This is a genomic window from Actinoallomurus soli, from assembly GCF_024055715.1.
GTDB classification, from domain to species: Bacteria; Actinomycetota; Actinomycetes; order Streptosporangiales; family Streptosporangiaceae; genus Actinoallomurus; species Actinoallomurus soli.
On the sequence record NZ_JAMXMV010000018.1, the window covers coordinates 31,511 to 55,408 of the forward strand.

Annotated in this window: 25 protein-coding genes; 15 read left to right on the forward strand and 10 right to left on the reverse strand. The window is 69.9% G+C overall.

All coding sequences use genetic code 11. The features are described from left to right. Positions 1 to 73: 73 nt before the first annotated feature. Positions 74 to 1,000 (reverse strand): diacylglycerol/lipid kinase family protein, encoded by a 927-nt coding sequence (locus NDW01_RS32840; protein WP_252828236.1) that lies wholly within the window; start codon positions 998 to 1,000, stop codon positions 74 to 76. 83 nt (positions 1,001 to 1,083) lie between these two features. Between NDW01_RS32840 and NDW01_RS32845 the strand changes: the two genes are divergently transcribed. Beyond that, on the forward strand, positions 1,084 to 1,461 hold the full coding sequence (locus tag NDW01_RS32845) for a hypothetical protein (protein ID WP_252775623.1): 378 nt from the start codon (positions 1,084 to 1,086) through the stop codon (positions 1,459 to 1,461). 127 nt (positions 1,462 to 1,588) lie between these two features. Here the strand turns inward: NDW01_RS32845 and NDW01_RS32850 are convergent, their stop codons facing one another. The 3 genes from NDW01_RS32850 to sodN form a co-directional block, all read right to left on the reverse strand. After that, positions 1,589 to 2,347 (reverse strand): RNA polymerase sigma factor SigF, encoded by a 759-nt coding sequence (locus NDW01_RS32850; RefSeq protein WP_252777388.1) that lies wholly within the window; start codon positions 2,345 to 2,347, stop codon positions 1,589 to 1,591. A gap of 106 nt (positions 2,348 to 2,453) precedes the next feature. Beyond that, entirely contained in the window at positions 2,454 to 2,873 is a 420-nt protein-coding gene (locus tag NDW01_RS32855) for an ATP-binding protein (protein WP_252775625.1), read from the reverse strand. Positions 2,874 to 3,071: 198 nt separating this feature from the next. Then, positions 3,072 to 3,473, reverse strand: a complete 402-nt coding sequence (gene sodN, locus NDW01_RS32860) for a superoxide dismutase, Ni (RefSeq protein WP_252775627.1) — start codon at positions 3,471 to 3,473, stop codon at positions 3,072 to 3,074. 78 nt (positions 3,474 to 3,551) lie between these two features. Between sodN and sodX the strand changes: the two genes are divergently transcribed. Next, entirely contained in the window at positions 3,552 to 3,908 is a 357-nt protein-coding gene (gene sodX / locus NDW01_RS32865) for a nickel-type superoxide dismutase maturation protease (protein ID WP_406567780.1), read from the forward strand. Between the two features lie 4 nt (positions 3,909 to 3,912). On the opposite strand, the gene NDW01_RS32870 is transcribed toward sodX, so the two are convergent. The 4 genes from NDW01_RS32870 to NDW01_RS32885 all read right to left on the reverse strand — a co-directional run bounded on the left by NDW01_RS32870 (position 3,913) and on the right by NDW01_RS32885 (position 7,768). Then, positions 3,913 to 4,695 (reverse strand): amino acid ABC transporter ATP-binding protein, encoded by a 783-nt coding sequence (locus NDW01_RS32870; RefSeq protein ID WP_305883838.1) that lies wholly within the window; start codon positions 4,693 to 4,695, stop codon positions 3,913 to 3,915. Then, positions 4,692 to 5,639, reverse strand: coding sequence for an amino acid ABC transporter permease (locus tag NDW01_RS32875; RefSeq protein ID WP_252828237.1), 948 nt, complete (start codon positions 5,637 to 5,639; stop codon positions 4,692 to 4,694). The genes NDW01_RS32870 and NDW01_RS32875 overlap by 4 nt, the downstream gene beginning before the upstream one ends. Positions 5,640 to 5,646: 7 nt before the next feature. Then, positions 5,647 to 6,543: an ABC transporter substrate-binding protein gene (locus tag NDW01_RS32880; RefSeq protein WP_252828238.1), complete on the reverse strand. Its 897-nt coding sequence runs from the start codon at positions 6,541 to 6,543 to the stop codon at positions 5,647 to 5,649. Positions 6,544 to 6,685: 142 nt separating this feature from the next. Then, on the reverse strand, positions 6,686 to 7,768 hold the full coding sequence (locus NDW01_RS32885) for an ABC transporter substrate-binding protein (protein WP_308211836.1): 1,083 nt from the start codon (positions 7,766 to 7,768) through the stop codon (positions 6,686 to 6,688). Between the two features lie 80 nt (positions 7,769 to 7,848). Here NDW01_RS32885 and NDW01_RS32890 point away from each other — a divergent pair, with 80 nt between their 5' ends. From NDW01_RS32890 to NDW01_RS32905, 4 genes are all read left to right on the forward strand, one after another. After that, the gene (locus tag NDW01_RS32890) at positions 7,849 to 9,033 is read left to right on the forward strand and encodes an NAD(P)-dependent malic enzyme (protein WP_252828240.1); all 1,185 of its coding nucleotides are present in this window, start codon (positions 7,849 to 7,851) and stop codon (positions 9,031 to 9,033) included. Positions 9,034 to 9,191: 158 nt separating this feature from the next. Further along, positions 9,192 to 9,461: a hypothetical protein gene (locus NDW01_RS32895; protein WP_252828241.1), complete on the forward strand. Its 270-nt coding sequence runs from the start codon at positions 9,192 to 9,194 to the stop codon at positions 9,459 to 9,461. After that, on the forward strand, positions 9,448 to 9,876 hold the full coding sequence (locus NDW01_RS32900; protein ID WP_252828349.1) for a type II toxin-antitoxin system VapC family toxin: 429 nt from the start codon (positions 9,448 to 9,450) through the stop codon (positions 9,874 to 9,876). Before NDW01_RS32895 ends, NDW01_RS32900 begins: the two co-directional genes overlap by 14 nt. 32 nt (positions 9,877 to 9,908) lie before the next feature. Further along, positions 9,909 to 10,877 carry a zinc-binding dehydrogenase gene (locus tag NDW01_RS32905; protein WP_252828242.1) on the forward strand — a complete coding sequence of 323 codons (969 nt, stop codon included), beginning with the start codon at positions 9,909 to 9,911 and terminating at the stop codon, positions 10,875 to 10,877. A gap of 22 nt (positions 10,878 to 10,899) precedes the next feature. On the opposite strand, the gene NDW01_RS32910 is transcribed toward NDW01_RS32905, so the two are convergent. After that, positions 10,900 to 12,810 (reverse strand): RiPP maturation radical SAM C-methyltransferase, encoded by a 1,911-nt coding sequence (locus tag NDW01_RS32910; RefSeq protein WP_252828243.1) that lies wholly within the window; start codon positions 12,808 to 12,810, stop codon positions 10,900 to 10,902. 80 nt (positions 12,811 to 12,890) lie between these two features. Further along, the gene (locus tag NDW01_RS32915) at positions 12,891 to 15,038 is read right to left on the reverse strand and encodes a B12-binding domain-containing radical SAM protein (RefSeq protein WP_252828244.1); all 2,148 of its coding nucleotides are present in this window, start codon (positions 15,036 to 15,038) and stop codon (positions 12,891 to 12,893) included. A gap of 228 nt (positions 15,039 to 15,266) precedes the next feature. Here NDW01_RS32915 and NDW01_RS32920 point away from each other — a divergent pair, with 228 nt between their 5' ends. The 9 genes from NDW01_RS32920 to NDW01_RS32960 all read left to right on the forward strand — a co-directional run bounded on the left by NDW01_RS32920 (position 15,267) and on the right by NDW01_RS32960 (position 23,891). Further along, positions 15,267 to 15,455, forward strand: a complete 189-nt coding sequence (locus NDW01_RS32920; RefSeq protein WP_252828245.1) for an aroma-sacti cluster domain-containing protein — start codon at positions 15,267 to 15,269, stop codon at positions 15,453 to 15,455. A gap of 74 nt (positions 15,456 to 15,529) precedes the next feature. Then, entirely contained in the window at positions 15,530 to 15,724 is a 195-nt protein-coding gene (locus NDW01_RS32925; protein ID WP_252828246.1) for an aroma-sacti cluster domain-containing protein, read from the forward strand. Between the two features lie 83 nt (positions 15,725 to 15,807). Further along, a complete protein-coding gene (locus NDW01_RS32930) occupies positions 15,808 to 17,175 on the forward strand; it encodes a radical SAM/SPASM domain-containing protein (RefSeq protein ID WP_252828247.1) in 1,368 nt (455 codons plus the stop codon). Continuing rightward, positions 17,172 to 17,753 carry a flavoprotein gene (locus NDW01_RS32935; RefSeq protein ID WP_252828248.1) on the forward strand — a complete coding sequence of 194 codons (582 nt, stop codon included), beginning with the start codon at positions 17,172 to 17,174 and terminating at the stop codon, positions 17,751 to 17,753. Before NDW01_RS32930 ends, NDW01_RS32935 begins: the two co-directional genes overlap by 4 nt. Then, a complete protein-coding gene (locus NDW01_RS32940; RefSeq protein ID WP_252828249.1) occupies positions 17,750 to 19,036 on the forward strand; it encodes an MFS transporter in 1,287 nt (428 codons plus the stop codon). The genes NDW01_RS32935 and NDW01_RS32940 overlap by 4 nt, the downstream gene beginning before the upstream one ends. Before the next feature lie 25 nt (positions 19,037 to 19,061). Next, positions 19,062 to 19,244, forward strand: coding sequence for an aroma-sacti cluster domain-containing protein (locus NDW01_RS32945; RefSeq protein WP_252775655.1), 183 nt, complete (start codon positions 19,062 to 19,064; stop codon positions 19,242 to 19,244). A gap of 93 nt (positions 19,245 to 19,337) precedes the next feature. Then, entirely contained in the window at positions 19,338 to 22,370 is a 3,033-nt protein-coding gene (locus tag NDW01_RS32950) for an AAA family ATPase (protein WP_252828250.1), read from the forward strand. Continuing rightward, the gene (locus NDW01_RS32955) at positions 22,367 to 23,278 is read left to right on the forward strand and encodes a S8 family serine peptidase (RefSeq protein ID WP_252828251.1); all 912 of its coding nucleotides are present in this window, start codon (positions 22,367 to 22,369) and stop codon (positions 23,276 to 23,278) included. Before NDW01_RS32950 ends, NDW01_RS32955 begins: the two co-directional genes overlap by 4 nt. After that, on the forward strand, positions 23,217 to 23,891 hold the full coding sequence (locus NDW01_RS32960) for a GAF domain-containing protein (RefSeq protein WP_252828252.1): 675 nt from the start codon (positions 23,217 to 23,219) through the stop codon (positions 23,889 to 23,891). The genes NDW01_RS32955 and NDW01_RS32960 overlap by 62 nt, the downstream gene beginning before the upstream one ends. Positions 23,892 to 23,898 lie beyond the last annotated feature (7 nt).

The following is a 23,898-nucleotide window of genomic DNA, read 5'->3' on the forward strand; positions in this document are numbered from 1 at the left end:
CTTTGAGAAACTTTTCTCAAAGTATGGCTGTCGCGTGTGTCACACGGCCGAAACCCGAACGTAACTTCGTGACTCAGATCACGATGCGCACCGCTTTGGGAACGGACCGGAAGGTCACCGACTCGCGTTGCCCGAGGTAGTCCCCGTCGACCTGGAACGCTATCGGCCGGTGGGAGCGCAGCGTGAACTCCGTCAGGTCGTGCAGACCGAGGACCTGACTGCCGCGCGGCTGCCGCTGGAACGGAGGCAGAATCTGCGACAGCACGTTCAACGTCGACAGCACGTCGAGCCGCCGCAGCCCGAACAGGTCCAGGCCGGTCGCGAACGCCGCCCGCGGGCTCGGGTCGACCGGCCAGGGACCGGCGTACGTCCACGGTGAGGTGTTCGACACGATGCCCATGAAGATGTGGCCGAGCGGCGGCTTGCCGGGCACCTCGAGGGTGAGCGCCGGGCGGCGCCGGTCCGTCAGCACGAAGAACTGGCGCAGCGCCGTGCGGATGTACAGCGTGGAGTACGCACGGGAACCGGCGGCCCGGCGCTGCTCGACGGCGTGGACGACCTCGGCGTCGAGCCCGAGGCCCGCGCAGAACGTGAAGTAACGGTCGTCGGCCATGCCCAGGCCGACGGTACGGTGACGCCCGGCTCGCAGCGCCTCCAGCACCTGCCCGGCGGCGTCGAGGGCGTTGTTCGGCAGCCCGAGGGAGCGGGCGAAGACGTTCGCGCTGCCGGCGGGGACCACGGCGAGCGCCGGCAGGTCCTGCGACGGCCCCGCGGCGAGCAGCCCGTTGACTGCCTCGTTCACGGTGCCGTCCCCGCCCAGGGCGATGACCACGTCGTAGCCGTCGCCGACCGCCTGCTCGGCCAGTTCCATCGCGTGCCCGCGCCGCTGGGTCTCGGCGAGCTCCAGCCGCACCTCGCCGGCGAACGCGCGCATCAGCACGTCCCGGGCTCGCCGTGACGTTGTCGTCGCCTTCGGGTTGGCGATCAAGAGAGCGCGCACGCCAAAAGGGTAGCTTCACCGCAGACCAGTGGATGGTGCGGCCTGGCCATCACGGGGCGACGCGCCCGGCTACTGTTCCGGTTGTGTCCACACGTCCAGCCACTCTGAGCGCCGCAGCCGTCGTCGAGGCCCTGGAAGGGGTCGCCGTGCTGGCCGTCGGCCTGTACGTCGGCGTCGAGGCCGTCATCGGCCGCCCCCACGACCTCGCGAGCGCCGTCGCCCTCGCCTTCATGGCCGTCCTCGGCGGCGCCGGCATCATCGCGGTCGGCTGGGGGCTGTGGCAGGTACGCCGCTGGGGACGCGCGCCCGCGCTCCTCACCCAGATCTTCACCTTGATCATCGCCGTGTCGATGTTCCAGAGCCATCGGCAGGTCCTGGGGATCGTCCTCGTCGTGGTCGCCGTCGTCGGCGCCGCCGCCCTGCTCAGCCCCCCGACGACCCGCGCCCTCATCGACGAGTGACGGCAGAGCGACAGGCCCGCCGGAGACGACACACGCCGCAGGGAACGACGCGCCGCCGGAACGGCGGAAACGACGCGCCCGCCGGAACGGGTGTTCCGGCGGGCGTGTTCGGTCGGTCTGTGCGGGCTCAGTCGTCGGCGGTCAGGCCGTCCCGGAGCTGGGCCAGCGTGCGGGCCAGCAGCCGGGAGACGTGCATCTGCGAGATGCCGAGCTCGGCGGCGATCTGCGACTGCGTCATGTTGCCGAAGAACCGCAGCAGCAGGATGCGCTTCTCCCGGGCCGGGAGCTTCTCCAGCAGCGGCTTGAGCGACTCGCGGTACTCGACGCCCTCGAGGGCGTCGTCGACGATGCCGAGGGAGTCGGCGACCGCCGGGGCGTCCTCGTCGCCGGAGTCGGGTGCGTCGAGGGAGACGGTGGAGTAGGCGTTCGCCGACTCCAGGCCCTCCAGCACCTCCTCCTCGCTCATCTGCAGGTGCGCGGCGAGCTCGCTGACGGTCGGCGCCCGGCCCTCGCGCTGGGCGAGGTCGCTGATCGCCTTGGTCAGCGACAGCTTCAGCTCCTGGAGCCGGCGCGGCACGCGGACCGCCCAGCCCTTGTCGCGGAAGTGGCGCTTGATCTCACCGACGATCGTCGGCGTGGCGTACGTGGAGAACTCCACGCCACGCTCGAGGTCGAACCGGTCGATCGACTTGATCAGCCCGATCGTCGCGACCTGGACGAGGTCGTCGAGCCACTCGCCGCGGTTGCGGAACCGGCGGGCGAGGTACTCGACGAGCGGCAGGTGTAGCTCCACCAGCTCGTCCCGGATGCGCTGGCGCTCCGGGTCGCCTTCGGGCAGGGTGGCGAGCCGCTCGAACAGCAGACGCGCTCGAGCGCGGTCGGGCACTCCGTGCTCGTTGCCGGCCACCGTGGTCTTCTCGGTCACGCGTCCACCTCGCTCAGCGGCCCGAAGCCGCGTGGGCGGTGATCGAGTGCCGTGGGGATCGCGGCGTTCATGACGTCTTCCCGCGCCGCTTGTTCATGACGATGGTCACGCGGTCGTCGACACCGACCTTGGCGTCGACGTCGCCCGCGAGCGAGCTCAGGACGGTCCAGGCGAACGTGTCACGGCTGGGCTCCAGGCCGTCCACGGTCAGAACCGAGACCGAGATGCTCATGGCGTCGTCGGTCAGCTCGAACTCGCAGGTCAGATCCGTGCCCGGCACCGCCTGGGCCAGGAGCATCGCGCACGCCTCGTCGATCGCGATCCGCAAGTCCTCGATCTCGTCGAGGTTGAAGTCGAGGCGTGCCGCCAGCCCGGCCGTGGCCGTGCGCAGCACGGAAAGGTAGGCACTGTCGGCCGGCAGCCGTACGGTCACGACGTCGCGCACGTCGGACACACTCGCCGCCATGGCCGCGGTTTCCTCGGTCACGTCACTCCCTCGTTGGGGCTACCCGCTGATGTCGAAACTACCGCCTCAACGCACCCGCGCGCGCATCCGGCGCGCTCGGAGGTCGAAGTGATGATCGTAGAGGCCGGGGGCCGTCTCCTCGCAGACGGGGGCCGTCCATCCGGCCCCTGCTCCCGTGGGCCCGCCGCTGGTCCGATCCCGGCCGAGAGAAGGCCCGGATCAGGCGTTCTTGGTCTCCCAGAAGATCTTGGCGATCTCGTCGATCTTGGCGAGGAGCTCGTCCGCCTTGGCCACGTCGAGGGTGCCCTTGGTGCCGGCGGCGCCCGCGAGCTTGGTGGCCTCGTTGAACAGCTGGTGCAGCTGCGGGTACTTCTCGAAGTGCGGCGGCTTGAAGTAGTCCGTCCACAGCACCCACAGGTGGTGCTTGACCAGCTGGGAGCGCTCCTCCTTGATGATCAGAGCCCGAGCGCGGAACACCGGGTCGTCGTTGGCCTGGTACTTCTCGATGATCGCCTTGATCGACTCGGCCTCGATCCGGGCCTGCGCCGGGTCGTACACACCACAGGGCAGGTCGCAGTGGGCCGACGCCGTGGTCTTAGGGCGCAGAAGTCGTGCAAGCACCTGCGTGTCCCTTCCGTTGTTTCGGATCATGCTCCGCTAGCAGACACTACTCCTGGTACCCTTCCCGCGCGCAGAGAGGTGACCCACGTGCAGACGGTCGAGGTCACGGGTGAGTCGATGCTGCCGGTCCTGCGGCCCGGCGACTGGCTCCTCGTACGCCGCGGCACCCGCCTCGCCCCCGGCCACATCGTCGTCGCCCGCCATCCCCGCGAGGCCCGGCTGATCGTCAAGCGGGTGGCCTGGCGCGACCGCGACGGGTGGTGGCTGGAGAGCGACAACCAGCGGGCCCCCGGACGGCAGGACAGCTGGGACTTCGGCGCCGTGCCGGACGATCTGATCGTCGGGCGCGTCATCGCGCGCTACTGGCCACGCCCCTCCGTACGGCTCCGCGCGCCCCGGCGAGGCCGGAGCGCGCGGACACGGGACGACGCGTAGAACCTCAGAGCACCTTGGACAGGAAGTTCTGGGTGCGCTCGTGCTGCGGCTCGGTGAGCACCTCGCGGGGGTCGCCCTCCTCCACGACGACGCCGCCGTCCATGAAGACCAGCGAATCGCCGACCTCACGGGCGAAGCCCATCTCGTGGGTCACCACGACCATGGTCATGCCGTCCTCCGCGAGCCGCCGCATGACGTCGAGGACGTCACCGACCAGCTCGGGGTCGAGCGCGCTGGTCGGCTCGTCGAACAGCATCAGCTTCGGCTCCATCGCCAGCGCCCGGGCGATGGCCACACGCTGCTGCTGGCCGCCGGACAGCTGCGACGGGTAGCTGTCCACCTTCTCGGACAGCCCCACCTGATCGAGGAGCCCGAGCGCCCGCTCCCGTACGACCTGGCGGGGCTCGCCCTTGACCCGGACCGGCGCCTCCATGATGTTCTGCAGGGCCGTCATGTGCGGGAACAGGTTGAACCGCTGGAACACCATGCCGATGTCCCGGCGCTGCGCGGCGACCTCCTTCTCGTGCATCTCGTGCAGCTTGTCGCCGCGCTGCCGGTAGCCGACGAGGTGCCCGTCCACCCAGAGCCGCCCCGCGTCGATCTTCTCGAGGTGGTTGATGCAGCGCAGGAACGTCGACTTGCCGGAACCGGACGGGCCGATGACGCACATCACCTGACCGCTGCGGACCTCCAGGTCGATGCCGCGCAGGATGTGCAGGCGGCCGAAGTACTTGTGGACGCCCTCGGCCTTGACCATCACGTCGTTCGCCGGTGCGTTCTCCGTCATGCGGACCCCTCCTGTACGGCCGGGGGCTTGGCGTGGAAGGTCGTCAGGTTCCGCCGCAGCCGTTGCAGCGGGGTCGGCGGCAGTTCCCGTGCGGAGCCGCGGCCGAAGTGACGTTCCAGGTAGTACTGCCCGACCGAGAGGATCGAGGTGACGATGATGTACCAGACGCTGACCACGATCAGCAGCGGGATCGTCTTGTAGTTGGCGTTGAAGATGTCCTCGCCGGCCTTCAGCAGTTCGGTGAACGCCACGGTGGAGGCGAGCGAGGTCGTCTTCAGCATCGAGATGGTCTCGTTGCCGGTCGGCGGGATGATCACGCGCATCGCCTGGGGGAGCACGATGCGCCGCATGATCTGCAGCCGCCGCATGCCCAGCGCCTGTGACGCCTCGGTCTGGCCCTCGTCCACCGACAGGATGCCCGCCCGGACGATCTCCGACATGTACGCGGCCTCGTTCAGGCCGAGGCCCAGGATCGCCGCGATGAAGGTGGTGACCAGGCTGTTGACGTCCCAGGTGATGAAGGTCGGCCCGAACGGGATGCCGAGCGAGATGTCGCCCATCAGGGACTTGATGTTGAACCAGAAGATCAGCTGGACCAGGACGGGCGTACCGCGGAAGAACCAGATGTACAGCCAGGCCGCCGACGACATCAGCGGGTTCGCCGACAGCCGCATCAACGCCAGGATGATGCCGCCCACGATGCCGATGGCCATCGCGATGACCGTCAGCTCCAGCGTGGCGACGAGGCCCTTGAGGATGCCGCCGTCGAAGAAGAACTTCTGGAAGGTCGTCCAGTCGAGGTTCTTGTTGGTGAACAGCATGTGGACGAACATCGCGGCCAGCACGAGGATGACCGCGCCGCTCACCCACCTGCCGGGGTGCCGGACCGGCACGGCCTTGATGCTCTCAGGCCGTGCCGATCCGGTGCTGTCGATCTCGGTCACGTTCGCCTCAGCCACTCGCCCCGTTGACCTTCGGGTCGGTCAGGGCACCCGCGGAGATGCCCCACTTCTCGGTCAGCTGCTTGTAGGTGCCGTCCGTGATCAGGTCCTTGACGGCCTTCAGGATCCCGTCCCGCAGGTCGTTCTCGTTCTTCGGGACCGCGATGCCGTACGGGGCCGTGTCGTAGGCGTTGCCGGCGATGACGAACTTGCCGCCGGACTCCTTGGCGGCGTAGGCGGCGACCGGCGAGTCGGCCAGCACGGCGTCGGCGCGGCCGGCGCCGAGGGCCAGGTTGGCGGCGTTCTGGTCGTCCAGCGAGATCTTCGTCGGAGCCGGCTTGCCGCCCTGCTTGCACTTGTCGAGGCGCGCGCCGGCGTCGGGCTTGGCCGCGGACTTCGGCGTGAGCTCGTCCTCCTGCGTCGTGCCCTTCTCGACGGCGATCTTCTTGCCGCACAGCGACAGGTCGTCCGGGCTGAGCTTCTCGGGGTTGCCGGCCTTGACCATCAGGCCGGTGCCCGCCGTGAAGTACGTGACGAAGTCGAAGCTGGCCTCACGCTGCTTGTTGTCGGTGAAGGACGACATGCCGACGTCGTACTTCTTGCTCTGCAGCGCGGGGAGGATGTTGTCGAACTTGACGTCCTGGAACTCCGCGGTGACGCCGAGCTTCTTGGCGATCGCGGTGCCGAGGTCGACGTCGAACCCGACGATCTGGCCGTTCTGCTTGAACTCGTTCGGGGCGTAGGACGCATCGGTGGCGATGACGATCTTGCCGTTCTTCTTGATCGTATCGAGTGCGCTCTTGCTGCCCCGGGAGGTCGTCTTGGCGTTACAGGCGGACAGGGCGACGGCGGCCGCCAGGACCGAGATGCCCGCCCCGATGGCGTGACGGCGAAGACCGCTGTGCACGGCGTCCTCCTCCAGGCTTACGGGGCGGTCACGCCCCGGTCGATTGCACGGTGGTTGTGCGACATCTTGGCGCAACCCCGTCCGAAGTGCGATTACTGCCTTGAAACAATCCCACAACGGCCGGACGATCTTCGGGCAGGTCTCAGCTCGCCGCCGCGTTGACCTTGGGCCCGCGCACGGCCCCCGCGGAGATGCCCCACCTGTCGGTGAGCTGGCGGTAGACGCCGCCGTCGATCAGGTCCTTGACCGCTTTGAACACCGCGTCCCGCAGGTCGTCGTGGTGCTTGGGGATCGCGATCCCGTACAGCGCGTCGCCGTACGGCTGCCCCGACGTTTCGAAGCGGCCGGCGGACTGCTTCGCGCCGTAGATCACGGACGGCGTGTCGGCGAGCACGCCGTCGGCGCGCCCCTTGGCGAGGGCGGCGTTGGCGGCGGACTGGTCGTCGAACGAGAGCCGGATGGGCGCGGGCCTCCGGGCGTTCTTGCACGCGCCCAGGCGCGAGCCGGCGTCCGGCTCGGCCGCGCTGGCGGGCGTGAGCTCCTCCTCCTGCGTCGTTCCCCTCTCCACGGCGATCCGCCGACCGCACAGGGACAGGCCGTCGGGCCGCAGCCGTTTCGGATTGCCCTTTCGGACCAGCAGCATCGTGCCCGCGGACAGGTACGTCACGAAATCGAGCCGGCTCTCCCTTTCCCGCGTGTCAGTGAACGAGGAGAGGCTGAGGTCGTACTTGCCCTCGGTCAGCGCGGGCAAGATCGACTCGAATTCCATGTCCTGAAACTGCGGTTGAACGCCCAGTTTCCGGGCGATCGCGGTGCCCAGGTCGATGTCGAAGCCCACGATCCGTCCGTCCTGCTTGAACTCGTTCGGCGGATACAGGGCATCGGTCGCGATGACGATCTTTCCGGCCTTCCGTACGCGGCCCAGGGCGCCTGCGGGATCGGCGTCCCGGCAGGCCGAGAGGGCGGAGGCCGTCGTGAGGGCGGTGAGGGCCGCCGCGATCAGGCGGCGGGCGAAGGGACGGGGACGCAGTGCTCCTCCTCGGGGCGGAGGCGGGGGGACGTACGGGGGAGTCGGACGACATCTTGGCCTACTCCCACCCGGATCGTGATCAAGATTGACACGAATGGATAACGGGCGATGTCTTGTCTCACACATTGCGCCCCGCTGACTGCCGAGCGCCGTAGGGTGTGGGACCATTGGTCGACGGGTGACCCCCGTACACATCGAGAGACGGCCGCGCTGTCCATTGACCCGGAGGCAAATGCGGTCGTCTGCCCGTATTTCCACTAGTAGCAGGGGTCGCTGTGGCCGTTGAGCCTGTCGAACCGCACAATTACGACGATGATCCGGCCTTCGCGTTGCACCGCGGAGGCAAGCTCGAGGTCCGTTCCACCGTCCAGGTCCGGGACAACGACGACCTCGCCCTGGCGTACACCCCCGGTGTGGCGCGCGTGTGCTCCGCGATCGCGGAGAGGCCCGAGCTCTCCTACGACTACACCTGGACCTCCAAGGTCGTGGCCGTCATCACCGACGGCACCGCCGTGCTCGGCCTCGGCGACATCGGCCCGGCCGCGGCCATGCCGGTGATGGAGGGCAAGGCGCTGCTGTTCAAGGAGTTCGCCGGAGTCGACTCCGTGCCCATCTGCCTCGACTGCACCGACACGGACGAGCTGGTCGAGACGATCATCCGTCTCGCGCCCAGCTTCGGGGGCATCAACCTGGAGGACATCAGCGCGCCGCGCTGCTTCGAGATCGAGGACCGGCTGCGCGAGGCCCTCGACATCCCCGTGTTCCACGACGACCAGCACGGCACCGCGATCGTGGCGCTGGCCGCGCTGCGCAACGCGTCGCGCCTCATCGGCAGACCCCTGTCGAAGATGCGCGCGGTCGTGGCCGGGGCCGGTGCCTCCGGAGTGGCCGTGTCCCGCATCCTGCTGAACGCCGGGATCGGGGACCTCGCCCTCTCCGACAGCAAGGGCCTGATCCACGAGGGCCGCGAGGGACTGAACCCGATCAAGCGGGCGCTCGCCCGTGAGACCAACCGCGCCGGGCTCAAGGGCTCCACCGAGGACGCCCTGCACGGCGCCGACGTCTTCATCGGCCTGTCGGGCGCCACCATCCCGGAGGACTGCCTCGACGTGATGGCCGAGGACGCCGTCGTGTTCGCGCTGTCCAACCCGGAGCCGGAGATCCACCCGGAGATCGCCCGGCGGCACGCCCGCGTGGTCGCGACGGGGCGGAGCGACTTCCCCAACCAGATCAACAACGTGCTGGCGTTCCCCGGGGTGTTCCGCGGGGCCCTCGACGTCCGCGCGCACACGATCACGGAGGGGATGAAGCTCGCGGCGGCCGGCGCGCTGGCCGACGTGGTCGGCGACGACCTGTCCGAGGACTACGTCATCCCGAGTCCCTTCGACGAGCGCGTCGCGCCCGCCGTCACCCAGGCGGTCGCCGACCAGGCCCGCAAGGACGGCGTCGCCCGACTCTGACCCACCCGCACCGCGGCCCGCGCACCTCACCCAAGGCGCGCGGGCCGCTGCACGTTTCAGCCAACCGTGACTTCGTACAGTGATTAATAAGAAACCGATTGTGATCATTGACATCTTTATGTCACGCTGCCGACACTGAAGGCATGCGGAGGACGACGGTGCGGATCGACGATCAGCTACTCGCGGACGCCAAAGCGTTCGCGGCCCAGCAGCATCGCAGCCTGAATTCGGTCATCGAGGATGCGCTGCGTCAACTGTTGCGGCGTGCGGACGCTTCCTCTCGAGAGCCCGCCGCGTTCCCCACGTACGGCGGCACCGGACCGGCCAGACCCGATATCGACCTGAACGATCCTCGCGTACTCAAGAGTCTCATGTACGAAGAGGAAGACGAGGACTACAGGACGCGAGCCCGTGATGTGGCTGGTTGATGTCAACGTCCTGGTGTACGCCCATCGCCCGGATATGGCCGATCACGAGCGGTATCGGGGCTGGCTGTTCGAGATGATGGACGGCCCAGAACCCTTCGCGGTGTCAGACCTCGTACTGAGTGGGTTCGTTCGGGTGGTGACGAATCGCCGCATCTACAAAGACCCAACTCCACTCACTATGGCGTTGGCCGCCGTGTCCACTCTTCGCAACCGGTCGAACTGTGTCCCTCTCGTACCGGGTCCGCGTAACTGGGCCATCTTCACTGAACTCTGTGAGAAGACCGGCGCCAACGGCAACGACGTGGCGGATGCCTATCACGCCGCCCTCGCCATCGAGCATGGGTGCGAGTTCATCACCACGGACAAAGGCTTCAGCCGGTTTCCGGGGTTGCGGTGGCGGTGTCCCCTCGACTGATCGTCTGGGGAGGGGCGGGTTAGGCTGCGGGCATGTTCGCCGTCACTGCCGCACGCATCGATGCCGACGATCCGCTGAACGCGCTGGAGCTGGGGGATCGTCCCGAGCCGACGGTGCCCGAGGGGTGGACGACCGTCACCGTCAAGGCGGCCGCGCTCAACCATCACGACGTCTGGACCCTCCGCGGTGTCGGGATCCGGGAGGACCGGCTGCCGATCGTCCTGGGCTGTGACGCGGCAGGGATCGACGAGGACGGCAACGAGGTGATCGTTCATTCCGTCATCGGCGATCCGGAGCGGGGCGGCGGCGATGAGACGCTCGATCCGAAGCGCTCCCTGCTGTCGGAGTCCTATGACGGCACGTTCGCGGAGAAGGTCGCGGTGCCGCGCCGCAACCTGGTGTCCAAGCCCGCCTCGATCTCGTTCGAGGAGGCGGCCTGCCTGCCGACCGCGTGGCTGACCGCGTACCGGATGCTCTTCGACAAGGCCGGGCTGCAGCCCGGATCGACCATCCTGGTCCAGGGCGCGGGCGGCGGGGTCGCCACCGCGCTGATCGCGCTCGGAGCGGCGGCCGGTTACCGCGTCTGGGCCACCAGCCGTACCGAGGAGAAGCGCGAGCGGGCCCTCGGACTGGGCGCCGACCAGGTCTTCGAGTCCGGGGCGCGGCTGCCCGAGCGGGTCGACGCGGTGATGGAGACCGTGGGCCAGGCCACCTGGTCGCACTCCCTGAAGTCCCTGCGCCCCGGCGGGCGGATCGTCGTGTCCGGCGCGACCAGCGGCCAGGCGCCGCCGGCCGAGCTGAGCCGCGTGTTCTTCCTGCAGCTGTCGGTGGTGGGCTCCACGATGGGCACCCGGGACCAGCTCGTACGGCTGGCGCGCTTCCTCGACAAGACCGGCGTGCGCCCGCGGATCGACCGCGCCATCCCGCTGAGCCAGGCACGCGACGGTTTCGCCGCGATGATCGAGGGCGACGTCTTCGGGAAGATCGTCTTCACCGTGTGATTGGTCTTAGGACCACTTCCGGCTACCAGCCGGGGTTCCCCGGCAGCGCCAGCGAGAGGTACTTGTCGTCTTCGGAGACCATCACGCCCAACCGGCAGCAGTCGTCCAGGAAGGCGGCGACCTCGCCCAGCGACAGGTCGAATCCGCCGTCGAGCAGCGACTGGTGGACGCGCTTACCCGCGCGCGCGGTGTCGCCGCACGCCTCGTACGCCTCGGCCTGCCAGCCGTGCAGCACGGCCTTCCGCGGCCTGCCCGAACGGGTGTCGAGGATCTTCAGCCTGCCGGGCAGACGCTCGTAGAACAGCACCGGCCGGTCGCCGCTCGCCCACCTGCGCTTCCACTCCAGAGCCGCGGACGTCAGGAGCTCGTGACTGTCCGCGGAGGCGACGTCCGAGGCTTCGAAGTCGAAGAAGTAGGCGATCCGCGAGTGGTCCAGCTCGGGCGGGTAGACGTAGGCGTAGCTCGCCTGCGGGCGGACGCCGGAGATCGCGAAGGACCGGTCCGTGAAGTACGGGCTGAAGCGTTCCAGCCAGATGCCGAGCTGGCCCGTGGGCGGTTGCAGGTGATAGAGCAGCGGGACCAACTCGGCCTGTTCGGCGTAGTCCTGGTCGGTCTCGCCGGGGAAGCCGCGCAGGATGTGCCATTCGGTGGAGATGCCGTGGTAGCGCGCCCATTTCAGCAGCCGGATGTTGATGAGCTTGCTGGAGCCCTTGCGCATCAGCCCGAGAACGTGGGTGCTCAGGCTCTCGATACCGGGCTGGATCCGCCGGACGCCGGCCCGTCGCATGACCGCCAGCTGCTCCCGCGTGAGGTTCGCCTTGACCTCGAAGAACAGGTTGAGGTCCCAGCGCCGCTCCGCCAGCTCGGCGCAGAACGAGGACAGGTACGCCATGTCGAGGATGTTGTCGACCGCGTCGACGCGGTGCGTCGGATGGGCCCGGAGGAGCTGTTCCAGGTCGGCGAATGCCCGCTCGCCGGCCTTGGAGCGGTAGTTCATGCCGAGGGCGTTCAGGCCGCAGAACGTGCAGTGGTGCTTCTGCCCCCACCAGCAGCCCCGGGAGAACTCCACCAGGAGCCGCACCTCGTCCTCGCCCAGAACGCGTGACCGGTCGTGCCGCTCCAGGGCGCGGAAATAGTCGTCATAGTCGGGCGCCGGAAGGGCGTTCAGGTCGTACGTGCGCGCCGACTCGCCCACGTCATCGTGATCCGTTCCCCGGCGACGCACGCCCGGGATCGGACGGGACACGCCGGCGGCGAGGTCGTGCAGCAGCGTGGGCAGGGCGATGTCCCCCTCCCCGGACACCACGTAGTCCAGCCACGGCAGTTTCTCGGCGTAGGCGATGCCCATCCCGCCGTCGAAGTTCGCGCCACCGTAGATCAACGGCAAGTCCGGGAAGCGTTCCTTCAGCCGGCGTCCCAGCGCGAGGGAGGCGGTGTTCTGCAGGAAGGTCGAGGAGAACCCGACGGCGTCGTAGGAGGACCAGTCCGCCAGGTCGAGACAGTCGTCGATCCAGGCGGGGAGGACCTCCCGGCGATAAGTGACCAACTGGTCGGGGCCGTTCTCCAGGATCGTCGACCAGGTCTCCGGCACCTCCGGGTACTCGGCGAAGTAGTCGGCCTCCGGCCGGATGTCCCCGAAGGCGGCGTAGGAGAACAGCCACTCTCCCAACTGGTGGAACCGGTCGTCGTTCATCCGCGCGATCCGGTCGTAGATCCGGTGGCCCAGCAGGTCGCTCAGCTCGAGGTTGAGATAGAGCACGTCGCAGTGGTGGCCGGCCCTCTTGACGATCGCCTGCAGCAGACCGCACTGGATGGAGGGCGAGTCGACCCAGCACCACGGCATGTTGACCAGGGCCACCCGCAGGGGCCGTGACGGGGGCCCGACCAGCTCCCGGGACGGATCCTTGGGCGCCAGCGGCAGCATTCTGGTCATCGCCCCGGTTCCCGCCGGTTCACCGGCGTCGGCCCTTGGGTGCAATTTTCCCTCTCCCTCCGCGGAGAACGCCGTGACCACTAGAAGTCGCCGTGGAGCTGGGCGGTGAGCTTGATGAGCGCCCGCAGCCGGTCACGGTTCAGCACCTGTCCGGCGACCGGGATGGTGAACGCCCTGCCGGAGGGCAGCACCGCCACCGAGCTGTCGCCTCGGCGCGCGCTGCCTCGTCCGCCGAGCCAGGGGGCGATCGACGTACTGCTCGCGCCCCCGTTGCGCTTGAGGAGGAAGAACTGGTCCCGTACGTCCTCGAAGCCGGCGAACTCCTCGATGTTGGCGAACGGGATGGTCGGATCGCTGATCGGCACCAGATCGACGCCGGGGTCGTCGAGCGGCGGGTCCGGCCAGAGCCGTCGTCCGAACGCCGCGAAGTACAGCAGCGTGTGCGCCGTGTCGATCCCGCCGACGTACGGCCGGTCGTCCGAGGTGCGCCGGACGAGACTCATGCGCTCGTCGTCGACTCGTCGGTCGATCTCCCCGGGCCACCGGTTCGCCCCCTGGGTCGTGTCCCGCCAGGGCAGGTAACGCGCGATGTCCTCACTCGGGGGGAGGGGGAGGATCTCGACGGCGAACGCGCCGGGATTCTTGGCGACCATGGAGCCCGGCGTCAGGGAGAACGTCCCGATCCCGGCGAGCGACCACAGGTCGTCGTGTTCGAGCAGGAAGTCGTACGTGCGAGCCGCCTCGTCGTCGCGCTCGCCGGGGAACCCGGTGAACCCCATCATCTGGGCGCCGATGTCGTACCTGGCCAGGTCGCGGAGGATGTCCGGCACGTCCGTGAGCCGCACGCCCTTGTCGATCAGGTCGAGCACGCGCTGCGACCCCGACTCGTAACCGAAGGAGATGGCGACGCAGCCGGCGTCCTTGAGCCTCTTGGCCATGTCCCGTTTGGGGAACGTGCGTTCCAGGCGGAGTTCGGCGCTCCAGCGGACCGGGTCGCGCAGGTCCTTCATGGCGTCGCAGAGCAGACGGAGGTAGCGCGGGGACATGGCGTCGACGGCGAAGTACACGGTACGGCCGACCCCGGTGATCTCCTCCAAGTCCTTGATCACCGCCTCGACGGGACGCTCCCTCGACGGCGAGGTCGGGCGATCGGAGTTCAGGCCGTAGTCGCAGAAGGTGCACTTGTTCCAGTAGCAGCCTCGCGTGGGGCTGTACAGGATCACCGGCTCCGGCGACCAGTAGGCGTTCCAGTCCCAGACGTCGTAGGCGGGCGTCGGCAGGTCCGCGACGTTCTCGTAGTTGATCGACGGGGACGGCGCGGTGTCCTCGCGGGTCAGCACGCCCGGGATCCCGGCGAGGTCACGCCCGTCCCGCACGGCGGCGAGGATGTCGCAGAACGGCGTCTCTCCCTCGCCGGGGACGATGAGGTCGGCGTCGGTGAAGATCCGCCAGTAGTCGCCGGGGACACGGGCGAAACGGACGTGGTCGCAGACCTCGGTTCCGCCGAACACGATGACGGTCTCCGGGCGGGCCGCGCGGATCTCCCGCGCGAGGCGCAGCGCCATCGGAAGCTGTCCGGTGTAGGCGACCGAGAGGCCGACCACCCGCCATTGGCGTTCCCCGATCACGTCGAGGAACGGCCCGCGGACGTAGGGATCGAACGGACCGGTCAGGCGGTCGATCAGCGCGGGATCGCAGAGGTCCGCGTAGCAGGAGAGGTTCACCACCGGGCCGGGCCGGATCTGGAAGTCGGCGATGCTCTCGGGGACCCCGTCGAGGCAGAGCAACTCCTGCCAGCGGTTCATCGCCAGGACGGCCTGCCGGTAGGTCGGATGGTGGTAGAAGGACCGGCCGTCCCGGAAGATGTCGATGGCCCTGCCGACGAACTCCGGGCTGAGCCCCTCCGCGCCGAGCGCGGCGCGGTAGTCCAGCTCATCCGCCCTGGTGAGGTCGGTGGACGCCTCGATGCGCCTCCGCGTGGCGGCCGCCCGCTCCAGCAGCCGGCCGACGTTCTCCGGGCGCGCCAGATGGTTGAGCGCGTCGATGTTGGCGTCGACGCACCGGCCGCCGGAGAATCCCGCGCGCCGTGCCGCCGCCACGAGATAAGGAATCGAATGATAAGGCTGGGTCGGATCGGTCAGCGGCGGGTTGATCATCAAGTACGGCAGGTCGCTTTCCCGGCGCCGCCGGCCGCGGATCGCAGGCATTTCGGTCAGGAATGTGGCCACCCGTTCCTCCGCGGTCGCGCTGGAGTCCGTCCATCGGATTAATGATCGCGAGTTTGGCATGGCCGTCAGGTAATGGGAAGTCGTGGTCGTCGTGGTGTTCTTAAGACCGCTGGTGAGTGATTTTAGAACGCGCCGCGTCGTGTCTTAAGAATCCGGTCGTCACGAGGGTGGACGGCGGCCTGGGCGCGACATATGTTCGCGGCAGTCCTCGACCACCAGGAGGTTTACGTGTCCAAGGACCCACTCGCCCCGCTCAACGCGGCCGGTCTGCAGCGGCTCCCGGAGCCGATGAAGGCCGTGTTCGAGAACCTCAGCCCGGAAGAGCTGAGGGTCGCCAGCGCAATCCAGGAACGACTCAACGCCGTGACGCCGGACTTCGAAGGCCAGAGCGCCGACAACAACAACTGCCTCTGCTGACGGCAATTCCGGCCCACCATTCAGGGTGGGTCCGCCGCTGACGCGGTGAATCCTTCAATCACCAGGAGGTCTCCATGTCCAAAGACTCGCTCGGCCCGCTCAACGCGGCCGGCCTGCAGCGGCTTCCGGAGCCGATGAGGGCCGTGTTCGAAGACCTCAGCCCGGAGGAGCTGAGGGTGGCCAGCGCCATTCAGGAACGGCTCAACGCCGTGGCGCCGGACGTCGAAGGCCAGATCAGCGACCCGAACAACAACAACTGTCTCTGCTAGCGGATCTCCCGAACCGCGCTGGCGGAATTCCCGGCCCGCCATCTCCGGCGGGTCGGGAGAACAAACGCTGTGAGGTGAAGGACATGGGGGAGAAGGTCAGCCGATATGTGGTCGTCAGCGACCACGTCTACGGTGACGACGAAGGACTCCGGGTTTCGCTGCTCTACGCGACACGGACCGCGAAGGCGCTGTTCGTCGTGCCGCGGATCGCCGACGCCGTACGGGCGGGCGACATCGGCGCGATCCCGCCGGCCACGCTCGCCCAGCTGAGACAGGCGCAGGCCGTGGTGCCGGACGGGGAGGACGAACTCGAGGCGATCCTGGAGCGCAACCGGACGGCCGCCCTCGACACCTCGGCGGCGAGCTTCATCCTGCTGCCCACGTCGTACTGCAACATGGGCTGCACGTACTGCGGGCAGGAGCACGTGCGGGGACGGCTGACCGCCGACCACCGCGACCGGATCCGCGCCCGGGTGCTGCGCGCCCTGCGGCTGCCGGCGACCCGGCAGTTGAACGTGGACTGGTTCGGCGCCGAACCGATGATGGGATACGCCGTCATCCGCGACCTCGCTCCCGATTTCGTGCGCGCCGCCGCCGAGAAGGGCGTCGACTACACGTCCGCCATGGTGACCAACGGCTCCCTGCTGACCTCCAGGAACCTGGACGTCCTCATCCGGGAGTGCGGGATATCGAAATTCTTCCTCACGATCGACGGCCCGCCCGAGGTGCACGACGTGCACCGGCCGATGAAGAGCGGCCGCGGATCGTTCTGGAAGATCATCCGGACCGTCCGCGCGGCGCTCGACAATGACGACTACAGGCACGTGACGTTCGACTTCCGCACCAACGTCGACGTGCACAACCAGGACACCGTTCCCCGGTACATCGAGCTGATGGCCGAGCTGGGGTTCACCCGCCCGAACGTGAATTTCACCCTCGCCCGCGTGCGCCCCTGGGGGAACGACGTCTCGGCCATCGAACTGGCCGGAAGAGACTACGCCGAACGCGAGCTCTCCTGGCTGGCGGCCATGCAGGAACACGGCCTGCCGTTCTCGCGCCTGCCCACCCTCGCCAAGAGGATCACCTGCCCGGCGGTGAAGCGCACGGCGGAACTGATCGGCGGCAACGGGAACATCTTCTCCTGCACGGACCACCCGCTCGTGCCCGAGGCGGAACGGACCAGCACGCTCGCGCACATCGCCCAGGCCGACCTGCCGGACATCCGCCCCAAGGGCGAGTTCGACGACTGGCACGACGAGGTCGCGGAGGGCAGGTCCTGGTGCAAGGACTGCGTCTTCCTTCCCACCTGCGGAGGCTCCTGCCCCAAGGCCTGGCACGAGGGCAATCCGCCGTGCCCGAGCTACCGGCACAACGTTCAGGGACGGCTCGACCTCATGGCCGGGCGGCTCGGCCTGCGGCCGGTCCCGGCGGATGGCCTGATGCCGCTGTGAAGAGCCACTTCAACCTGCTCGTGGGCGCCAGCGGCGCGGCCAACGTGATCAACCTGCCCGGTTACCTGATCGCGCTGCGGCGGCTGCCACGGGTCCGGGTGCACGTGGTCATGACGGCCACCGCGGCACGGCTGCTGCCGATCGAGACCGTACGCCTGGTGAGCGACGCGGCGTACGGCGAAGGGGACGGCAATCTCGATCCCGGCCACGCGCGGCTGGCGGCCTGGGCGGACCGGTTCATCGTGCTGCCGGCGACCGCGCACACGCTGGCACAGGTGGCGCACGGGTTCGCCGGGAACCTGCTGACCGCGACCCTGCTGGCGCACCAGGGCTCGGCGATCTTCTTCCCCAGCATGAACGCGGCGATGTGGCAGAAACCGAGCGTGCGGCGGAACGTCGCCCAGCTACGGGCGGACGGGTACCACGTCGCCGACCCGGTGATGGCGCCGGCCTGGGAGATCGCCGGCGAGTCCGTCCGTACCGGGCCGGGGCTGCCGTCACCGGCGCAGGTCGCCGGGATCATCGAAGAGATCATCTCGCCACACCTGACCGCCGTGCCAGACGAGGAGGCGCGGTGAGCCGGACACCGATCGCCGCGATCAAGTCGCCGCTGACCACGGGCCCCATGGCCGTACGGGGGTTCCCCCGGCTGATCGTCGGGCAGTTCACCTCCAGCATCGGGGACCTGTGCACGGCGATCGCGCTGCCGTGGCTGATCCTGTCCGTCTCCGGCGGGCCCGTCCTGCTCGGCTCCGTGCTGGCCTGCTACGGGGTCAGCCGGGCCGTGGCGATACCTCTCGGCGGCGTCCTCACCGACCGGTACGGCGCGCGCCCGATCATGCTGTCGACGGACCTGGTCCGGTGCGCGCTGACCGCGGTGGTCGGCGTGCTGGCCTACGCCGTCACCCCGTCGTTCGCGTGGCTGGCCCCCATCGCGCTCGTGCTCGGCGCCTGCGGCGGGCTCTTCGTGCCGGCCTCCTTCGCGCTGTTGCCGTCGTTCCTGCCGGACGCGGACCTGACCGCCGGGAACTCGATGTCCTCGGCCGCCACCCGGCTCGGCAGCCTGCTCGGGCCGGCCCTCGGCGGCATCCTGATCTCCGCGTTCGGTCCCGGCCCGGCGCTGTTCGTGGACGCCGCGACCTACGTGGTCTCCGCGGCCACGCTGTACGCGCTCGCGGTGCCGAAGGCGGGCGCCGAGCAGGACCGGGACGCGGAGAAGACGGTGACGCTCCGCGCGGTCCTGTTCCGCGGCCGGTTCCTGCAGATCGTGCTCGTCACGGCGGCCATCGGGAACCTCGTGTACACGGGGGTCTCGGAAGTGGCGCTGCCCGCGCTCGCGCACCGTCACTTCGGCGCCGGAGGGTACGGCACGATGCTCGCCGGGCTCAGCGCCGGCCTGATCGCCGGGTCGCTCCTGGCCCGCCTGGAATGGCAGGGGCTGCGGCAGGCGTACCTCCTGGCGATCCTGGGGCTCGTCATGGGCCTGTCCGTCGCGCTGGTGCCGTTCACCGGCGGGCTGGCCGGAGCGACCGTGTGCATCACCGCCTTCTCCGTCGCCAACGGCTGGTCCGGGATCGTCCTCATGACGATGTTGCAGCTCTGGGCCCCGCGGCACCTGCTGGCCCGCGTGATGAGCGTCATGCTGCTGGCGATGTCCGGCACGTTCCCGATCTCGGCCGCGCTGTCCGGCTGGGCGGTGGATCGGCTCGGGGTCAGCGTGCTGTTCCCGGTCGCGGGCTGCGCCATCGCCGTCGGGATCCTGTGGGCCGTCGCCCAACCCACGTTCCGGAACGTCGATCCGGGCGACCGGTACACCGAAGAGCTGGAGCCGGTGGCCGGCTCCGCCGGGCCGGTCGGTTAGAGCGATCAGAGAGCGGGAGAGGCGAATGGCATTCGACGCGCTGTCGGCCTTACGGGAGAGCGGCCACTGGGTGGACCTGCTCTCGGCGGACCAGAGACGGGTCCTGGCCGAGCTCACCGAGGACGAGGTGAGGTTGCTCAACCGGATCAAACACCGGCTCGACGAAGCGGCCCCGGACGTCCAGGGCCAGGAACTCAAGTTGCTGTGACGAAAGCGAGCCTCGGTGTCCGACCACACGGCGTGCCGCGCCTGCGGCGCCAGATTGTCCGAAGGCCATCGGTTCTGCCCGTTCTGTGGCGCCGTGGTGGAGGTGACGGAACCGGGCCCGGACGTCCGCAAGAGCGTCGCCGTGCTGTTCATCGACCTCGTGGACTCCACGGTCCTGGGTGAGCGGTTCGACCCCGAGCTGTTGCACGGCGTCCTCCGGCGCTACTACGGCGTGTGCGGCGACGCCGTCACCGCGTACGGCGGCGTGATCGAGAAGTTCATCGGCGACGCGGTGATGGCCGTGTTCGGCCTGCCGGTCAGCCATGAGGACGACGCGCTCCGCGCGGCGCAGGCCGCGATGTCGATCGTCGAGGCGGTTCCCCGCCTCGCCGCGGAGTTGCAACTCCCCGGCCTCGGGCTGAAGGTCCACTGTGGAGTCGCCTCCGGAGAGGTGGCGGTGATCAGCGGCCCGGGCGTCGACCTGCGGATCGTCGGCGACACCGTCAACACCGCCGCACGGCTGCAGAGCGCTGCGCCCCCGGGCGAGGTCCTGATCAACGCGGAGGCCGCGCACCTCGTACGCGGCCGCATCGGCCTGGAGGAGCTGGGGCCGCTGTCCCTGAAGGGCAAGGCCGAACCGGCACGGGTCTGGCGGGCCACGGCCGCGGCCCCCGAACAGGCCCTCGTCCGGGCCCCGCTGATCGGGCGTTCGGCGGAGCTGGCGAGCCTGACGGCCTGCTACCGGCAGGTCGTGGCCGACCGGGAGTGCCGCCACGTCCTGGTGGTCGGCGAGCCCGGCATGGGCAAGACCCGGCTCGTCCAGGAGTTCCTCGCCCGGATCCCGCCCGATGAGGCCGTCGTGCTGACCGGCTCCTGCCAGCCGTACGGCCGGGACATCACGTTCCATCCGCTGCAGTCGATGCTGCGCGACTCGCTGCCCGGCGGCCTGCCGTCCGTCGAACGGCTGCTGGGCGAGGACGAACGGGCCCGGCGGACGCTGTCGGCCGTCGCCGGCGAGGATCCGGGACGGCTCCCGGCCGGTGTCGAGGAGATCCGCTGGGCCGTCGTCCGGCTGTTCACCGCGCTCGCGGAGCGCCGGCCGCTGATCCTGGTCTGGGAGGAACTGCAGTGGGCCGAGCCCATGCTCGCCGCCCTCATCGAGAACCTCACCGGCGACCTGGCCGGCCTGCCCATCCTGGTCGTCCGCGTGGCACGGGACGAGCCACCGTCGAGCACCGGGCGGACGATCCGGCTGGGGCCCCTCGATCCGGCCGACACGTCGACGCTGGTGGGCGCGCTGTCGTCCGGTCTCGCCGAGGTGACCGCCCAGCAGGAGCGGCCGGTGATGGCCGGAATCGCCGAGCGCAGCGGAGGGAACCCGCTGTTCGCCACGATGCTGATCGGCGCCCTCGCGGACGGCGACCCGGCGATGGCCGCGTACGGCGACCCGGGCACGCTCGCGGACGGCGACCCGGCCGCCCCGGAGCTTCCGCCCACGATCTCGGCGCTGCTGCGCGCGCGGATCGACGCCCTTCCCGCCGCCGAGAAACGCACGCTGCAGTGGGCCGCCGCCTGCGGCCGCGACTTCGACCTCGACCAGCTCCGCGCGCTCGGCGGTGAGGACGGGGCTCCCGACGGCGACGTGGCCCGCCCGCTCGCCGGTCTGACGCGGCGCGGCCTCGTCCACCGGCTCCCGTCGGGCCGGCTGCAGTGCGCGCAGGTGCTGATCCGCGACACGTGCTACGGAATGACGGCGAAGACGCTGCGGGCACGGTGGCACGCGCTGCTGTCGGACCGGGCGGGGCCGCCCGGCGAGGCCATGTACCACGCGGAGCGGAGCGCGCTGCTCTACCGCGACGTCGGCCCGGACGACCCGCGGCTGGCCGCGCTCTCCGACCGCGCGGTACGGCTGCTCGTCGCGGAGGGGACGACGGCGCTGCACCGGCGCGACACCGGGGCCTCCCGGTCGCTGTTCGAACGGGCGCTGCGCCTGCTGACCGAGCACGGTCGCCGGTACGCGGACGTGACCATCCGCTTGAGCGAGGCGCTGCTGGCACGCGGAGACGGCGAGGGAGCGCTGCGGGTCCTGGACGAGGGCGCCCGGCGCGTCGACGCGGCGCATCGGATCACGGTGGGCCTGCAGCGCGACATCGTCGGCTTCCGCCTGGGGCGTACCGGCTTCGACGCCGCACGGGCGAGCCTGGACCGCTACGAGGCCGACCTGCGCGACCGGCCGGACGACCACCTGAACCGGTGCCTGCTCCACCAGTTCCGCGGCTTCGTCGAGCTCAGCGCGGACCGGGTGGGCAGGGCGGAGGCGGCGTTCCGCGACGCCCTCGACCGGGCGCGGCGGCTGGACGAGCCCTGGATCGCGGACCGGCTGTCGAGCGCTCTGTGCGAGCTGGTCCAGTGGTCCCCGACCACGGTCGCCGAGGGACTGACGCTGTGCGACGAGCTGTGCCGGCGGTTCGCCGCCGACCGGCTCCTCCTCATCCCCGTCCTGACCACGCGCGCCCGCCTGCTGGCCCTCGCCGGGGACGTCGCCGGTGCGCGCGCGACGCTGGCGTCCGCGCGGGAGGACGCCTCGGCGATGCACGCGGCCCTGCCGGAGATCGCGATCAGCCAGTCGGAGGCGGTGCTGCTGTCGCTGGTCGGCGAGCACACCGCCGCCGGCGGCCGGTTCGCCGAGGCGGCCGGGATGCTGCGCGGTCAGGGCCATCTCCAGCCCGCGCTGACGCTCCAGGTGTACGCGGCGCGGGAGATGCTGCGCGCCGGCCGCGAGGAGGCGGCCGCCCGCGCCATCGCCGAGCTGGAGGAGAACGAGCTGGTCGCCCGGGCGCGGATCTGGCTGCGGCTGCTGCGCGCCCGCCTGGCCTGCGCGGCCGGCCGCGCCGGTGAAGGGTTCCATCGGGCCCGCTGGGCGCTCGACGCGCTGGAGACCGACGATCCGTGCCTGCGCGGCGACGCGTGGTTCGAGTACGCGGTCATCTCGCGTGCGGCGGGCCGGACGGAGGAGGCGGCGTGGGCCGTCGCCGAGGCCGAGACCTGCTACACCGCGAAGGGCGCGAACCTCCCCGCCGGCGCGGCACGCCGGTGGGCCGCGGCGACGATGGGCGGTGAGGCATGACGCATCCCTGGCATCGGCCGGCCACCGAGCACTTCCCGGGCGTCCCCGCCTGGGGGGTGCCGACCTCACAGGTGCCGCTCCAGACCCTGCCCGTCGTCCACCTGGAGAACGTCACCCCCGAATGGGCGTGGGGCGGCGCCGACGGCGGCGGTGTGCGGGTCTGCATCGTCGACAGCGGGGTCGACGGCACCCACCCGCAGGTGGCGCCGGTGGACGAGGCGATGACCGTGGTCTTCGGCGAGGACGGCGATCCGAGCATCGTGCCGACCGAGCCCGTGGACACCGCCGGTCACGGCACCGCGTGCGCGGGCATCGTACGGTCGATGGCGCCCGGCGTGTCCCTGTCGTCGATGCGGGTGCTGACCGACTCGATCGCCGGGACCGGCCGGGCGCTGCTGGCGGGCCTGGAGTGGGCGATCGACGCCGGGTTCGACGTCATCAACCTGAGCCTGGCGACGCGGAAACCGGAGTTCGTCCCGGCGCTCCACGACCTGGCCGACCGGGCGTACTTCCGGCGCTCGGTGCTGGTGGTCTCGGCGCACAACATGCCGGTCCGCAGCTTCCCGTGGCCGTTCGCCTCGGTCGTGTCGGTGGCCAGCCACGACCAGGGCGATCCCTTCCTGCACTACTACAACCCCTCTCCGCCCGTGGAGTTCTACGCCAACGGGGTCGGCGTGCCGGTGGCGTGGCCGGGCGGCGGGCGGACCCGAAGCTCCGGCAACAGCTTCGCCGCCCCCCACATCACCGGGCTGTGCGCGCTGATCCTGAGCAAGCACCGCTGGCTCACGCCGTTCCAGCTCAGGTCGGTGCTCTACCAGACCGCCAAGAACGTCATCGGAGTCGACCATGCCGCTGCAGAACTACTCGCTCCCGGACACCCGCACGGACCAGACCGCGTCGCTCACTGAACGGCAGCTCCTGTACTCGGTGGTGGAGATCGCCCGCAACGTCTTCGGCGCGGCGGCGTCGTCGATCTTCCTGATCGACGACGACACCGGAGAGCTCGTCTTCGAGGCGGTCGCGGGGGAGGGCGACGCCCACCTGCCGGGGACCCGCTTCCCCGCCGGCACCGGCATCGCGGGGTGGGTGGCGACGAGCGGCCAGCCGATGTACGTCGACGACCTGTCCGGCAGCACGCGGTTCGCCAGGGACGCGGCGGCCTCGACCGGGTACGTGCCGGACAAGCTCATGGCCGCCCCCCTGATCCGCGGCGAGGACTGCATCGGAGTGCTGGAGGTCCTCGACGCCTCGCAGACCTCCCGCAGTGAACTGACCGACCTGGACCTGCTCGGGCTCCTCGCGATCCAGGCCGCCATCAGCCTGGAGATCTTCATCCGCGCGCACCGGCGCCCGACCGTCCCCCGCCAGGCCGGTCCCCACCCGGCCGGCGACGACCCGTACCTGCTGGTGGCCCGGATCGGAGACGGGCTGAGCACGGCGGGCCCGGCCGCGGTGACGCTGGCGACCACCCTGCTGAAGGCCGCCGCCGACGTCGTCGCCGGTGGGCGGCCGCCCGCGTGATCCCCGG

Coding starts and splice junctions, on each gene's coding strand:
- NDW01_RS32930 (WP_252828247.1), top strand. CDS start 15,808: ATGGGGGAGAAGGTCAGCCGATATGTGGTCGTCAGCGACCACGTCTAC.
- NDW01_RS32905 (WP_252828242.1), top strand. CDS start 9,909: ATGTTCGCCGTCACTGCCGCACGCATCGATGCCGACGATCCGCTGAAC.
- NDW01_RS32960 (WP_252828252.1), top strand. CDS start 23,217: ATGCCGCTGCAGAACTACTCGCTCCCGGACACCCGCACGGACCAGACC.
- NDW01_RS32870 (WP_305883838.1), bottom strand. CDS start 4,695: ATGACGGAGAACGCACCGGCGAACGACGTGATGGTCAAGGCCGAGGGC.
- NDW01_RS32910 (WP_252828243.1), bottom strand. CDS start 12,810: ATGACCAGAATGCTGCCGCTGGCGCCCAAGGATCCGTCCCGGGAGCTG.
- NDW01_RS32955 (WP_252828251.1), top strand. CDS start 22,367: ATGACGCATCCCTGGCATCGGCCGGCCACCGAGCACTTCCCGGGCGTC.
- NDW01_RS32945 (WP_252775655.1), top strand. CDS start 19,062: ATGGCATTCGACGCGCTGTCGGCCTTACGGGAGAGCGGCCACTGGGTG.
- NDW01_RS32900 (WP_252828349.1), top strand. CDS start 9,448: ATGTGGCTGGTTGATGTCAACGTCCTGGTGTACGCCCATCGCCCGGAT.
- NDW01_RS32925 (WP_252828246.1), top strand. CDS start 15,530: ATGTCCAAAGACTCGCTCGGCCCGCTCAACGCGGCCGGCCTGCAGCGG.
- NDW01_RS32885 (WP_308211836.1), bottom strand. CDS start 7,768: ATGTGTACGGGGGTCACCCGTCGACCAATGGTCCCACACCCTACGGCG.